The organism is Sphingobacterium sp. UBA2480 (assembly GCF_002341965.1).
GTDB lineage: Bacteria > Bacteroidota > Bacteroidia > Sphingobacteriales > Sphingobacteriaceae > Sphingobacterium > Sphingobacterium multivorum.
Genome location: NZ_DDPA01000001.1, coordinates 369,757 through 384,292, shown reverse-complemented (window position 1 = coordinate 384,292; position 14,536 = coordinate 369,757). Strand labels below are relative to the sequence as shown.

15 protein-coding genes are annotated in these 14,536 nt (G+C 39.0%); 11 read left to right on the top strand and 4 right to left on the bottom strand.

What is annotated here, in order from left to right; translation table 11 throughout:
- The first annotated feature begins 7 nt into the window (after positions 1–7).
- From B3600_RS01800 to bshB1, 3 genes are all read left to right on the top strand, one after another.
- Positions 8–640 carry a DUF4294 domain-containing protein gene (locus B3600_RS01800; protein ID WP_070564139.1) on the top strand — a complete coding sequence of 211 codons (633 nt, stop codon included), beginning with the start codon at positions 8–10 and terminating at the stop codon, positions 638–640.
- A gap of 19 nt (positions 641–659) precedes the next feature.
- Positions 660–1,151 (top strand): glutathione peroxidase, encoded by a 492-nt coding sequence (locus B3600_RS01795; protein ID WP_070564142.1) that lies wholly within the window; start codon positions 660–662, stop codon positions 1,149–1,151.
- A gap of 167 nt (positions 1,152–1,318) precedes the next feature.
- Positions 1,319–2,050 (top strand): bacillithiol biosynthesis deacetylase BshB1, encoded by a 732-nt coding sequence (gene bshB1 / locus B3600_RS01790; RefSeq protein ID WP_046673378.1) that lies wholly within the window; start codon positions 1,319–1,321, stop codon positions 2,048–2,050.
- A gap of 286 nt (positions 2,051–2,336) precedes the next feature.
- Here bshB1 and B3600_RS01785 read toward each other — a convergent pair whose 3' ends face one another.
- Genes B3600_RS01785 through B3600_RS01770 form a run of 4 tightly spaced genes read right to left on the bottom strand, consistent with a single transcriptional unit; the run spans position 2,337 to position 5,817 of the window.
- Complete coding sequence (locus B3600_RS01785) at positions 2,337–3,146, bottom strand: phosphate ABC transporter ATP-binding protein (protein WP_046673379.1); 810 nt, start codon at positions 3,144–3,146, stop codon at positions 2,337–2,339.
- On the bottom strand, positions 3,104–3,955 hold the full coding sequence (locus B3600_RS01780) for a PstA family ABC transporter permease (RefSeq protein ID WP_046673380.1): 852 nt from the start codon (positions 3,953–3,955) through the stop codon (positions 3,104–3,106). The genes B3600_RS01785 and B3600_RS01780 overlap by 43 nt, the downstream gene beginning before the upstream one ends.
- Complete coding sequence (pstC, locus tag B3600_RS01775; protein ID WP_286751885.1) at positions 3,948–4,844, bottom strand: phosphate ABC transporter permease subunit PstC; 897 nt, start codon at positions 4,842–4,844, stop codon at positions 3,948–3,950. Before pstC ends, B3600_RS01780 begins: the two co-directional genes overlap by 8 nt.
- A gap of 1 nt (position 4,845) precedes the next feature.
- Entirely contained in the window at positions 4,846–5,817 is a 972-nt protein-coding gene (locus tag B3600_RS01770) for a PstS family phosphate ABC transporter substrate-binding protein (RefSeq protein ID WP_286751884.1), read from the bottom strand.
- A gap of 145 nt (positions 5,818–5,962) precedes the next feature.
- On the opposite strand from B3600_RS01770, the gene B3600_RS01765 reads away from it, so the two are divergent.
- From B3600_RS01765 to B3600_RS01730, 8 genes are all read left to right on the top strand, one after another.
- Positions 5,963–8,068 (top strand): HEPN domain-containing protein, encoded by a 2,106-nt coding sequence (locus tag B3600_RS01765; RefSeq protein ID WP_286751883.1) that lies wholly within the window; start codon positions 5,963–5,965, stop codon positions 8,066–8,068.
- A 12-nt stretch (positions 8,069–8,080) separates the two neighbouring features.
- A complete protein-coding gene (cobA, locus tag B3600_RS01760; RefSeq protein WP_286751882.1) occupies positions 8,081–8,839 on the top strand; it encodes a uroporphyrinogen-III C-methyltransferase in 759 nt (252 codons plus the stop codon).
- 2 nt (positions 8,840–8,841) lie between these two features.
- Positions 8,842–9,420 carry a precorrin-2 dehydrogenase/sirohydrochlorin ferrochelatase family protein gene (locus B3600_RS01755; RefSeq protein ID WP_286751881.1) on the top strand — a complete coding sequence of 193 codons (579 nt, stop codon included), beginning with the start codon at positions 8,842–8,844 and terminating at the stop codon, positions 9,418–9,420.
- On the top strand, positions 9,410–10,111 hold the full coding sequence (locus tag B3600_RS01750; protein ID WP_286751880.1) for a phosphoadenylyl-sulfate reductase: 702 nt from the start codon (positions 9,410–9,412) through the stop codon (positions 10,109–10,111). Before B3600_RS01755 ends, B3600_RS01750 begins: the two co-directional genes overlap by 11 nt.
- Before the next feature lie 54 nt (positions 10,112–10,165).
- The gene (gene cysD, locus B3600_RS01745; protein ID WP_070564167.1) at positions 10,166–11,056 is read left to right on the top strand and encodes a sulfate adenylyltransferase subunit CysD; all 891 of its coding nucleotides are present in this window, start codon (positions 10,166–10,168) and stop codon (positions 11,054–11,056) included.
- Between the two features lie 29 nt (positions 11,057–11,085).
- Entirely contained in the window at positions 11,086–12,330 is a 1,245-nt protein-coding gene (locus B3600_RS01740; RefSeq protein WP_112374138.1) for a sulfate adenylyltransferase subunit 1, read from the top strand.
- Between the two features lie 525 nt (positions 12,331–12,855).
- Positions 12,856–14,187, top strand: coding sequence for an NADP-specific glutamate dehydrogenase (gene gdhA / locus B3600_RS01735; protein WP_070564173.1), 1,332 nt, complete (start codon positions 12,856–12,858; stop codon positions 14,185–14,187).
- A gap of 102 nt (positions 14,188–14,289) precedes the next feature.
- Positions 14,290–14,535: a hypothetical protein gene (locus B3600_RS01730; protein ID WP_070564176.1), complete on the top strand. Its 246-nt coding sequence runs from the start codon at positions 14,290–14,292 to the stop codon at positions 14,533–14,535.
- Position 14,536 lies beyond the last annotated feature (1 nt).

Genomic DNA, 14,536 nt, shown 5'->3' with positions numbered 1-14,536 from the left:
TGCCCAAATGAAGACAATATTATTTTGTTTGCTATTCCTCACAGCGACTCTGTCCGGATGGGCGCAGTCTCAATCACTCACTCTTCCTTTGTATGGAGAGGGGGCACAGGAGACCGTAAACAGTTATATGACAACAACCTTGGCAAACGGAGAGGTATTACCCTGGTTTCCGATTCCACAGGTCACTGTTGTGGCCAAAAGGACCTGGTCAAGTGAAGAAGCACGAAGAGAATATCTCCGCTTTAGAAGAAATGTCCTCAAGGTTCTTCCTTATGCTATCTATGCGCAAAAAAGATATGATCAACTTGACAGAGACCTAGCGCTGACTTCGGACAAGAAGGAACATAAAGCATTGGTTGAAAAATGTGAAAGTGACGTAAAACAGATGTTTGACCGAGAAATCAAAAATATGACTATTTCACAAGGCAAAATACTCATTAAATTGATCGATCGTTATACGGGACATACCGGCTATGAAATGGTAAAGGAAATGAAGGGTGGGATTTCCGCTTTTTTTTATCAGGGAGTCGCGAAAATATTCGGTCACAACCTAAAGTCAACTTATGACCCAAAAGAAGACTTTGCCATTGAAAATATCATTAGGGAATTTGAGAAATCGAGACCCCAACCTGTCATGTGACCAATCAAACTAAAACCAGATGAAAACAGTATACGACTTTGACGCACTTCAGTTTAATGGTAAAAAAAAATCTCTCGCTGATTTTGAAGGTAAAGTTTTACTCATCGTCAATACTGCTAGTCAATGCCTCTTTACCAGACAATTTAAATCCCTCGAAAAACTCTACCAAAGATATAAAGACCAAGGTTTCGAAATCCTGGCATTTCCGGCAAATAATTTTCGTAACCAGGAACCATTAACCGGTGGTACACTAGAGACATTCTGCCGGATCAATCAACAGGTGAGTTTCCCTATTTTTAAGCGTAGCCATGTTATCGGCGAATACACAACACCCTTATACAGTTTTCTTTCAAGCAAAGATCAGAATGGACATATTAACAGTAAACCTTCCTGGAATTTTCACAAATACCTGATAAACAAAAAAGGAGAGGTCATTGATTTCTATTATCCGACTACTTCGCCATTATCAAGTAAAATTTGCCGCAATATCGAGCGTCTTTTACAAGAGTAACCCATAAACTGCTTACCTTTGCCGCGGCTTTCACAACGTCAATCTAATCGTATATCGACTCAGGAACAATAGTATATTGAAGCTGTCTATAGCATCTCAGTAAAATTGTTCGTTGATTAAATGGAATGATTTGTCATTGAAGAGCCAAATAAAAAGAGAGATATCATATGTTAAAATTAGATCTACTTATCATTGCTGTACATCCTGATGATGCTGAATTAGGCGCAGGTGGAGTAATGGCAAAATATGTTGCTGAAGGAAAAAAGGTTGGAATTGTTGATTTGACTCAAGGCGAGCTTGGCACACGCGGCACAGCAGAAACCAGGGCTCAGGAAGCAAAAGATGCTGCCGAAATCCTAGGACTGGCAGCTAGAGAGAACCTGGGCTTAAGAGATGGTTTTTTTGAAAATGCCGAAAGAGAGAAAATGGCAGTAATAAGAGCTATCCGCAAATATCAACCCGAAATTATTATTACAAATGCCATCACAGACCGCCACCCGGACCATGGAAGAGCGGGGCAGATGGTCAGTGAAGCTTGCTTTCTTGCTGGCTTGAGAAGAGTGGAAACTTTTGATCAGGACAATGTTCCTCAGGAGGCCCACCGCCCCCGATTGGTACTGCAATTTGTACAGGATTATTATATAAAACCAGATGTTGTTATCGATATAACAGATTATTACCATGTTAAAGAAAAATCCGTTTTAGCCTATAAAACTCAATTTTACACAGGAGAAAACGTAAATCCTGATGAACCACAAACCTACATTTCCAATCCGGATTTCATGGAATCAACTGCTGCCAGAGCCCGAGAATTTGGACGATATATCCAAGCGAAATATGCTGAAGGATTTACTTCCAAGAAGATACTTGGCGTTGATGATTTATTCCACCTGAAGTAGGAAATAGAGTCTATCTGATACCATGATAAAATAAATGCGGGAGTATTCCTATTTTAAACCTGAATGCTCCCGCATAATTTCTTAAACGAAGTTACGGACTGATTTGATGGAAACAATATCGGTCATATGCTGATTTTGCTAATGTTTATCCCAACAAAGCAATCGTCTTCACAATTATAGGGAAGATATCCCACAGTAGAAATTAAGCCTTTGGCTTATTCTTTTTATCAGCCAATCCTTATTGCTTTCTCATAAACTTCATCCAGCGTAGATACTTCTTAACCTTCTAGGAAATAAATCCCTTTACATACTGTTTTGTGATTTCATTCTGCGGATTCAATAAAACCTGTTCCGTCGGTCCAAACTCAAGAATTTCTCCGCCATAGACAAACAGAATATAGTCAGACACCCGTCTTGCCTGCCGTAAAATATGCGTTACCAATACGATGGTATAATCTTTCTTCAATTCAATTAGTAATTCCTCAATTTTAGCAGTTGAAAGCGGATCTAACGCTGATGTCGATTCATCTCCAAGTATAATCTCAGGTTCTACAGCCAAACCTCTTGCAAGACAAAGCCTTTGCTGCTGACCGATGGACAATCCGCTAGCCGAATGTCCGAGACGGTCCTTGACTTCGTCCCATAACGCCACATTTCGCAATTGCGTTTCCACAATTCTGTCCAACTCCTTTTTGCTTCGAGTACCATGTATGCGAGGACCGTAAGCCACATTATCATAGATCGACATTGGTAAAGGATAAGGTTTTTGGGATAAAAGTCCCATTTTCTTACGGATATGTGTTACTTCAGCATTTCTACCATAAATATCCTCACCATTAACAAGTACAGATCCCGTTATTTCAACCCCCTTGGTATCATCTACTAATCTATTGAGTGTCTTTAAAAGCGTCGTCTTTCCGCAACCTGAAGGACCAATAATCGAAGTTACACTATTGTTAGGAAGGGCGAGATTAATATTTTTAAGTATATGTCGGCCGTCAATATAGACATTAAGATCCTTGATTTCAATGTGGGGATTGCTCAAAGGACTTATTATCGACGATTTTTTTGTTTCGATTGAAGGATATGAGTGCATACTACAATAATTAAAATAATGATTGTTAAAACTAAAGCTGAAGCATAAGCGCGCCCCTGAACTTCAGGAATAGGACTACTTAGCTGAAAAAAAATGGACAATGGCAACGTTGCCGCTGGTTCATCAATATATTTTGGAAGATTGTCACTAAAACCTGTTGTCAATAAAACGCCCGCAACATCACCAATAGCACGCCCAAAAGCAAGCAAAATCGCGGTAAGAAGCCCTGATCGGATGCTTCTTAGCATGACCTTAGCCAATTCCCAGCGTGTGGTCCCAAGGGAAAGAGTGACATTCTTTAAATCGTCAGGAATTGTTTTTATCAATTCATCAACCGTGCGAACCACAATTGGAATGGTTAACAGTGTCACTGTAATAATTCCCCCCAATAACGATGCTCGAATACCTAAATAAACCATAATACCAAAACCAACCGCTCCATAAACAATAGAAGGAACACCATACAAGACATCAAACAACAATTTAGCAAGCTGTGTCACTTTTGATTTCGCCCCCAAATAAACGTTGAGGTACAACGAAATCGGAATACCTATAATTGCGGACAAGGCTGTCGCTACACCTGCTAGATAGAGGGAGCCCAAGATTGCGTTCAAAATCCCACCTTCCTTTCCAATATAAAATCCACCTTTTGGCAACTGGCTAACCATCTCCCAACTGAGATAAGGAAGCCCTTTATACAAGATGGTTCCTACGATAAAAAACAAGGAAGCAGTCACGGTTATCCCAGAGAGATGCATAAAACCTTTCGCTACTTTTTCACTCAATAACCGTCTTTTCGTATTATCCATGCTGAGCTCCTTCCAGTCGTCTCAATATAAGACGAGATATTAAATTAAAAACAAATATGATCACAAACAGCAACAACGCAGAGAACATTAACGCAGATTCATAAAGTGGAATTGACATCATTTCCCCGAAATTATTGGCTATTAATGCTGGAATTGGGTATCCGGCATCAAATACCGAAGTAGGGACTTTTGCAACGTTGCCACAGACCATCAACACCGCAATTGTTTCACCAAATGCCCTCGATGTTGACAAAACAATTGCAGCAACAATGCCAGGTCTAGCCTTCTTCAGAATAACATGCTTAATGGTATCCCATTTTGTTGCACCTAAAGATAGCGAAGCCGCTTTTAGCTCATAAGGTATCGTTTGCAGCACCTCCACCATAATGGAAATCATAATGGGAAAGATCATCACTGCCAATACAATTCCACCGGCAAGCACTGAATAACCCGATGTAACAACCCCAAAGATGGGAGCGATATACAGCTGAATTAAAGGTACAATAAACAATACCCCCCAAACACCATAGAGAACCGGCGGTATCGCTGCTAAAATATTGACCAACGGAAACATCATATTTTTTAAAGCATCCGAAGCATATTCAGTCAAATAAACCGCAGTCAGTATACAAAGCGGAATCGCAATAACAAGAGAAATCAAGGTAACAGCAAGCGTACCTGCAATAAAAGGCAAAAAGCCAAACGATCCTTTCATTGGTGACCAAACCTTGTCGGTCAACAGTTGAAAGATATTACTGTATTCAAATAACGGAATCGATTTTATAGTTAAACCAATCGCAATAATCACAACAACTGAAAGTGAAATCAGTAGCAGGAGAAAGGTGGATCGCTTGACCAGAGAATCTTTAATGAGACGAGTATTTAGCATGCTATAACTTATTAAGTTCTTCTTTTATCAATGTTTCATTTAGTGGGACATAACCATTCTCAAGGAGTTGCGATTGCGCCTGTTTTTGAAGCACAAAAGAAATAAATTCTTTCAAGAGAAGGGATTCGGTCTTATTGCGCGTTACAAAAGTTAGCTCTCTTGAGGGTGGAGCTGGGTATTTTCCTGTAGCGACGGCCTCTGTCAAATTAGATAGAGTGCCATAAAACTGCTCATCATCCTCAATGTGCCCATTTTTATTGAGATCCAAAGGAACAACCGCAATACGATCAAACACGTTATTGGTTTTCAGATTATAGACGTAGTTAATGTTATTGAATCCAATCCCGTGAGTATCATCTTTAATGGCCTGAGCAATCCCAGGGTCACCAAAAATGCCAATACCTTGCAGATCCTCCTGCTTATGACCAAAAAATTTAGCCCATGTTTCAGCTGCTCCGGCAGCATCCGAACGTACATAAACGTTGATAGGATCCGCCGTAAACTGAGGATCAATTTCTTTCCAGGTCTTAAACTTTCTATTTACAAAAATATTCAGCAATTCTTCGCGGCTCAGACCACGCTTCAAAATAGCGGAATAATTAGGGTTACCGGGATTAATCGTACAGATAACAGCGTCTTTAGCAACAATAACTGGAACAGCCCCTTTTTTTATTTCCTGCTCGTGTAGGTCTCTCGACACCATTCCAATATCAACCATACCTGTCAGAACATCGGCGATTCCTTTTCCAGCACCTCCCGCTGAAATATTGAAACGAACATTAGGGTGTATTTTTTTAAAATCTTCACTCCAAACTACAGCTAAAGGATAAAGGGCAAAGGCACCGGACAAAGAAATATTACCTTCAAAACCATGTTCCTTACTATAACCATTTTTGACTTTTGGCGCACAGGAAGTCATTTTAAATACGACTACATAGCTTAAAATCAAGATTATAAAAAACTTTCTCATCATTACACCTAAAAGTCTACAGGTTTTATATATTAAATTTTATAGGGCAAATATATATTAATTTGGTAGATATTATAGAATATTAAAAAAATATTTTTACATTTGACATCGAGAAAAGAATACTAAATCAATAGATTTTATTTGTTATATGCAAAGCTTCCGCACAGAATTAGAAAATCCTATCGTGGAGAAGGAAATTATCGAACTTGAAAAAAAGATTCGATTGTTCCACGAGGGCAAAATTGCCGACGAAAAATTTAGATCGTTGCGTTTGGCTAGGGGGGTATATGGACAAAGACAACCTGGAGTTCAAATGGTTCGTATAAAGCTTCCGTTTGGAAAGGTTACGTTTAAGCAATTGAACAAAATTGCAGCAATATCAGACGAATACGCAAGCCGTAATCTACACCTGACCACACGTCAAGATATACAGATTCATTACGTTAGTCTTGACCGTACACCAGAACTTTGGTCCAAATTGGCTGAAGACGATATTACATTACGCGAAGCTTGTGGAAATACAGTCCGTAATGTCACCGCTTCTCCAAGTTCGGGAATCGATCCAAAGGAACCATTTGATGTTTCGCCATATGCTCAGGCGACCTTTGAATATTTTTTGCGCAATCCAGTATGTGCGGAAATGGGACGAAAATTCAAAATGTCATTTTCTGCCAGTGATGAAGACACTGCGTTTTCCTATATTCATGACCTTGGTTTTATTCCAAAACTAAAAATTGTTGATGGTGTGGAAGTTCGTGGTTTTAAAGTGTTATTGGGTGGGGGATTGGGATCTCAGCCTTTTTTAGCATCAGTAACAAGCGAGTTTTTACCAGAAGATGAATTGATCCCTTATATCGAAGCGACACTTCGTGTCTTTGATCGTTATGGTGAAAGAAATAACCGAAATAAAGCTCGATTCAAATACCTTATTCAGAAATTAGGGTTAGAGGAAGTGCTAAGTTTAATTGAAGCCGAGAAAATCGCCACGAAGGTGAAAAGCTATCCGATCGACCGAACCAAAATCGAACAGCCAATGCCACCGGACGACAATCAGCTATCAACGATTAACCTAGATAGTGATCTAAACTATCAAGTTTGGAAGGGCACCAATACATTCGAACAAAAACAAAAAGGATATTACGGTGTCTATGTGCGGGTATCCACCGGTGATATAGGTACAGATAAAGCACGCGCGTTGGTTGCAGGTCTGAAGGATTTGGTCGCGGACGATATCCGTATCACACAAAACCAAAGCCTACTGCTAAAATACGCAACAGAAAAGTCACTGCCACATATTTATCAACTACTTAAATCGTTGGATCTAGCGCAGGTAGGTTTTGATAGTACTGCTGATGTAACAACTTGCCCTGGTACGGATACCTGTAATCTAGGCATTTCAAACAGTACTGAAATGGCGCGGGTTATCGAATCTTATATCGCCGAATTTCATCAGGATTTTGTCTTTAATCGGGATTTAAAAATCAAAATTTCGGGTTGTATGAATTCTTGTGGCCAACATGGTCTGGCACATATCGGCTTTCATGGTAGCTCGGTTAAAGCGGAGGGCAAAGTGGTCCCTGCAGCCCAAGTTATGCTTGGTGGCGGGACAATTGGTAATGGTGAAGGACGTGTTGCAGAGCGTATTATTAAAGTGCCGACAAAAAGAGTCTTGCATGTTGTAGAATGGGTGCTGAATGATTATAAAAAAAATGCGGAAGCAAATGAAAACTTCCATGCTTACTACGACAGACAAAGTAAAAATTACTTTTATAATCTTTTAAAGCCTCTATCGGATTTGACCAATCTTGCTGAGGACGAATTTGTCGACTGGGGACATGAAGGAACTTTCCAAACGGCAATCGGAGTTGGCGAGTGTGCAGGCGTGGTGATTGACTTGGTTGCTACGTTGATCTATGAGGCGGAAGAGAAATTACAATGGGCAAATGAAACATTTCGGGAATCCAAATTCTCGGATGCGATTTATCATGCTTATAATGCCTTTGTACAAGCAGCAAAAGCCCTACTATTGGATAAAGGGATTAGCGCCAGCACGCAAAATATTGTAATCAACGAATTCCAAACACATTTCGTGGAAACAGGTGAATATAATTTTGAACAAACGTTTCCAGAATTAGTTCTACAGATTAGTAAAAATGAACCAACGGAGCATTTTGCAATCAACTACCTTCAGGAAGCAACGAAGTTTATCAATGAAGTCTATCAACGGAAAAATTTAAAACCAGTATTGGTATAGGAGGGAATAGGTATGTCAATAAAAGCAAAAGTAACATTGGTAGGAGCAGGCCCTGGTGATCCGGATCTGATCAGCCTAAAAGGCATCAAAGCAATAGAAAAAGCAGATGTCATTTTATACGACGCCTTGGTGAATGATGAACTACTGGATTATGCACAGGCTGAATGCATCAAAATATATGTTGGAAAACGAGCCGAACAACTCTCTACTTCACAGGATGAAATCAATCGCCTTTTGGTGGATTATGCCTTAAACTATGGCCATGTTGTACGTCTAAAAGGTGGTGATCCCTTTGTTTTTGGCCGTGGTGGCGAAGAAATTGACTACGTACAGCAATATGGTATTGAAACTACCGTTGTGCCAGGTATTTCCTCCGCAATTGGACTTACCGGACTACAGCAACTTCCATTAACTTACCGGGGAATCAGTGAGAGCTTTTGGGTCATCACAGGCTCCAAATCGGACGGTTCACTTTCAACAGATCTTTATCTGGCGGCAGAATCCAAGGCCACTGTCGTTGTCTTGATGGGATACGGAAAATTGGCAGAGATCGTGGAAATCTACCGCCAAAGAAATCTTCATAATTTACCAATAGCCTTGATTCAAAATGGTTCATTGCCTAATGAAAAAGTTGTACTAGGTACTATCGATAATATTCTTGATGAATCAACAGAGAAAAGGGTCGGTGTCCCAGCGATTATTGTAATCGGCGAGGTCGTTGCCAAGCATCGTTCATTCCAACACATTAAAGAAAAAGCTTTAGCTTTATAGATATGAACCAGCTATTTCCAATATTCGTCAAATTGAATCAAATTGACACCTTACTTGTTGGAGGCGGGAAAGTTGCATTGGAAAAATTTCAAGCTTTAATTTCCAATGATGAGGGATTAAAACTGACCATTGTAACTCGGGAAATCATCCCGGAATTTAAGGAGCTATTACAAAATTACACACAAATTCAGCTCCACATACGTCCGTTTAGACCAGACGACCTTACGGACAAACAACTTGTTATTGCAGCAACCAATAACATGGAGCTCAACGAGCAGCTGCGTAATTTAACAGGGCAAAATAACATACTGTTTAATGCCGCGGACAAACCCGAATTATGCGACTTCTACCTGGGGTCCATCGTAAAGAAAGGCGACTTGAAAATAGCTATTTCCACCAATGGCAAATCACCGACGATTGCCAAAAGGGTGAAGGAACTATTAAATGACTTGTTACCGGAGGAAATTGACGAAACACTATCACTCATGAGTGCTTATCGAGAGCAGCTTCGAGGAGATTTTGAATACAAAGTAAAGCAGTTGAACGAGCATACCAAAAATATATTACGTTATGAACGTTAAGGAAATTAAAGAAATTATTGGCGAAAAAAAAGGAGTGGAGCTCTTACAAACAATAGCCTCACTATTTCCTAATGAGGTAGTTTTTTCAACCTCTTTCGGTATTGAGGATCAAGTAATCACGGAATGGATTGGTAAAAATAATATTAATATCGACATATTCACACTGGATACTGGAAGACTGTTCAAAGAAACCTATTCCCTGTGGAGCCGCACCTTGGAGCGTTATCAGTTGCGTATTAAAACATATACTGCGGATACAACATTGTTGGAAGATTTTATCAGCAGAAAAGGTCCAAACTCCTTTTATGAGTCGGTTGAGAATCGGAAGGAATGTTGTAGGATAAGGAAAATTGAACCTTTACAACGCGCGATTAAAGGGAAAAAAATTTGGGTAACGGGCATCCGATCAGATCAATCCATCAATCGCCACGACATGGACTTTATCGAATACGATGAAACGAACCAAATCATCAAAATCCATCCTTTATTTGACTGGACTTTTGAGAAAGTTAAAAATTATTGTAAAGAGCAATATATCCCGTACAATGTGCTACACGACAAGGGTTTCCCAAGTATCGGTTGTCAACCTTGTACAAGAGCAATACAAGAAGGAGAGGACTTCCGCGCTGGTAGATGGTGGTGGGAAGATCAAAGTAAAAAAGAATGTGGTTTGCACGCCGTTAAATCATAAAATAGCGAAGTAGAAACCCAAATTCATTAAAATCAAATTTTATTATTTCAGAGAATGGACTATTTAGATCATTTAGAAGCGGAAGCAATATATATTTTAAGGGAGGTAGCCGGACAATTTGAAAAACCAGCGCTATTATTCTCTGGTGGTAAGGACTCCATTACACTTGTTCACCTAGCAAAAAAAGCATTTAGACCTGGTAAATTTCCTTTTCCACTAGTTCATATTGACACTGGTCACAATTTTCCCGAGACAATTACGTTCAGGGATTCATTGATTGAAGACATAGGAGAAAAACTTATCGTTGGTTATGTTCAAGACAGCATTGATCAAGGAAAAGTCGTTGAGCAAAAAGGAAAAAATGCAAGTCGGAACGCCTTGCAAACAGTTACCTTACTCGATACAATCGCAAAACATGGTTTTGATGCCTGTATCGGTGGCGCACGTCGGGACGAAGAAAAAGCGCGTGCTAAGGAAAGAATCTTCTCCGTGCGTGATGAATTTGGACAATGGGATCCGAAACGCCAAAGACCTGAGCTGTGGAGCATCTTTAATGGCAAAATAAACAAAGGCGAAAATGTACGGGTGTTTCCTATTTCAAACTGGACCGAGCTCGATGTTTGGAACTATATTAAACGTGAACAGATTGCATTGCCATCGATTTATTTCAGCCATGAACGGGATGTTATTACCCGCAATGGGCAACTGATGGCTGCTGCCTCATTCTTAAATATCGATGCAGATGATATCATAGAACGTAAATCTGTACGTTTCAGAACTGTAGGCGACATGACTTGTACAGCAGCTGTAGATTCAACAGCAACAGAGTTAGATGATATTATCGCCGAAATCAAGGCCTCAACGGTAAGTGAACGTGGCGCTAGAATGGACGATAAGGTATCGGAAGCAGCCATGGAAGAACGTAAAAAACAAGGATACTTTTAATTCAAATCAAATACCTGATATTGACAACAATGAATATATTGAAATTTATAACGGCCGGTTCTGTAGATGATGGTAAAAGTACCTTGATTGGCCGATTACTATATGATACAAACTCCATTTTGGACGACCAATTGGAAGCTATACAGCGTGCCAACCGGAAAAATGACGATGGGACGGTAGACTTGGCCATATTGACTGATGGACTTAAAGCTGAACGTGAACAAGGCATAACAATTGATGTAGCCTATAAATATTTCCAGACTGAACACCGAAAATATATTATAGCCGATGCTCCAGGACATATCCAATACACCAGAAACATGGTAACTGGAGCTTCCAATTCAGATCTCATAATCATTCTGGTTGATGCACGCAAAGGCGTAATAGAGCAAACAAAACGTCATTCTTTCATAGCCAAATTATTGGCCATGAAACAAGTTTTGGTCTGCATAAACAAGATGGATATGGTCGATTATAGCGCTTCTGTTTTCGAACAGATCAAGGCTGATTATTTAACTTTAGCTAACAATCTCGGACTTAAGGATATTGATTTCATACCTGTTTCAGCCTTAAAAGGAGACAATATTGTCCATAAGTCCGAAAGAATGAGCTGGTATGCAGGCGAATCTTTATTGGATTACTTGGAAAATGTAGAAATTCACGAACAGGAAGCAGCCAGTTGGAGGTTTCCCGTCCAATGGGTTGTAAGACCACAAACCGATGATTTACACGACTATAGAGGTTATGCAGGCCGAGTACTAGGAGAGGGGCTGACGGTTGGTGACCAGGTTATTGTTTATCCAGCAGAAACATATAGCACAATTCAAGCGATTGAATTAAACGGGCAACAACTTCAACGGGCTGAAAACGGACAATCTGTCATTGTACACCTCAGTGACGATGTCGACATTAGTCGCGGCGATACCATTGCAAGTGTAGAACAGCCGCCAAAGTTTGAGCGCAATATTCAAGCAAACTTATGTTGGTTCGACAATAAGCCTTTGGATACTGCGCAAGTTTATCTTGTCCAAAGCCACAGTAAATTAACCAAGGTTAAGATTGTAGATGTGTTATACAAATTTGATATCAATACACAGGAAAAAATATATAATGATCCAATCAAACTAAATGATATTGGTCGAATAGCCATTAAGTCCGCTGAGAATCTAGTATTTGATCTACAGCAGGAAAATCCGGCAAATTCTCAAGCGATTGTTATTGATCCACGGACAAATCTAACCGTTGGTGCTTTAATGATTCAGGCAATCGATTAATATTTTTTTAAACGTAAATATTCAACCTAAATATTATTCAAGGAACTCAGGCATTGTTTGGGTTCCTTTTTTTTATGAAGTTGAACTTATACACCACAGAATCTATTTTAAAGAACCAAGCTTAAAGATCAACTGTATAGAGAGGGCACACTCGGATATTTACTATTTAACATAATATAAATTATAATTACCAAATATATAAAGAAAATAGGGGTCATCTACATTTATCAAATAGTCAGAAAAAAAAGCTAAACATTAAATATTCATCAATTGTAATGAGTATTCATAGCTATTTTATCAAAAACGAAAATGATTCTATCTTTTAGATTTAATTTCGAATAAAATACTGTCAAATGGTCATTATGCCTTCATTTCGCTATTGATTAGTCTGTTTGAAATAATTTTAAAAAAATATGAAATTTCATTAAAAAAGACCAATAATTGTAAATAATTAACAAATATTGGTTTTTTATTAAAAATTATATAAATTAGTACCAGCCAAAGGGAAATTTTACTAATTAAAACATGTCAAAAAACTTTAACGAGTTCATTTCAATCGTTGAGAAACGCAATCCAAATGAACCAGAATTCTTACAAGCTGTAAAAGAAGTTACTGAGGATTTATTTCCTTATATTACTGAAAATCATCCTGAATTTTTCGACCAAAAAATTCTCGAAAGACTTACTGAACCTGAACGTATTATATCTTTTCGCGTAACTTGGTTGGATGATAATCACCAAGTACAGGTAAATCGTGGTTATCGTGTTCAAATGAACAGTTCAATCGGTCCATATAAAGGTGGCCTTCGCTTCGCTCCTTCTGTCAACCAAAGTATTTTAAAATTCCTCGCTTTTGAACAAGTATTTAAAAATAGCTTAACAGGACTACCAATTGGTGGTGGTAAAGGAGGTTCTGATTTTGACCCTAAAGGTAAATCAGATAATGAAATTATGCGTTTTTGCCAAAGCTTTATGACAGAACTTTATCGCCATATTGGCGCAGATACAGATGTTCCTGCAGGAGATATCGGCGTTGGTGGACGCGAAATAGGCTTTTTATTCGGTCAATTTAAACGACTTCAAAACAATTTTACAGGCGTTCTAACGGGCAAAGGTGAATTATGGGGTGGATCATATATTCGTCCTGAAGCTACCGGCTATGGGCTCCTATATTTTGTTGACTGCATATTCAGATATCAAGGAAAATCTTTACAAGGTAAAGTAGCTACAGTATCTGGTGCTGGCAACGTAGCCTTTTACGCTGTTGAAAAGGCTGTTCAACTTGGCGCCAAAGTAATTACTGTATCAAATAGCTTGGGCACACTTTACGATCCTGATGGTTTTAATGCTGAAAAAATGGCATTTGGGGCTACTTTGGGAAGAAACCTCGATCAATATCCTGCTCGCTATCCAAACGCCAAATTCTTACCTGGTCAAAAGCCATGGCAATTTAAATGTGATATCGCTCTGCCATGTGCAACACAAAATGAATTAGAAGAATCGGATGCTAAAGCGCTTGTAGCAAATGGTTGTATCTGCGTAGCTGAGGGTGCAAATATGCCTTCTACTGCAGAAGCTATTAAAGTTTTTCTAGATGCAAAAATCAGTTTTGCACCTGGTAAAGCTGCGAATGCTGGTGGTGTTGCTGTCAGCGGCTTGGAAATGTCTCAAAACTCAATCCGTACACAATGGTGTACAGAAGAAGTTGACAATCGCTTAAAAACCATTATGGAAAGCATTCACGAAACTTGCTTGAAATATGGCCAAGACAGTGGATTCGTTAATTATCTGAAAGGTGCCAATATTGGTGGTTTTATAAAAGTCGCTAACGCGATGAAAGCACAAGGTATCGTATAACACGCCTTTTTCTAATCATATCATAATCCTGAGCGCTCAAATGCATTGCATTTGGGCGTTTTTTTATACTTTTATGCTAATTTTAAAAAACACAAAATTTAAATGAGATTAATAGCTGAACTCCCCCATCCCGATTGCAAGATTTCAATCTTTGGTATGAATCAAAAATTCATTATTAAATTTGAACAAGGAAACTTAGAACAATCTTATAAAATTGCAGAAATGGATATAATTGGCGGTGTAAATGGGGTCTTTGATTTACTTGACGAAGAATTTATGAAGAGTGTGATCGATCAATTCGCATTGATGCGCCAATCTTTTAATAGTGCTTATAGTAGATACGAATAAA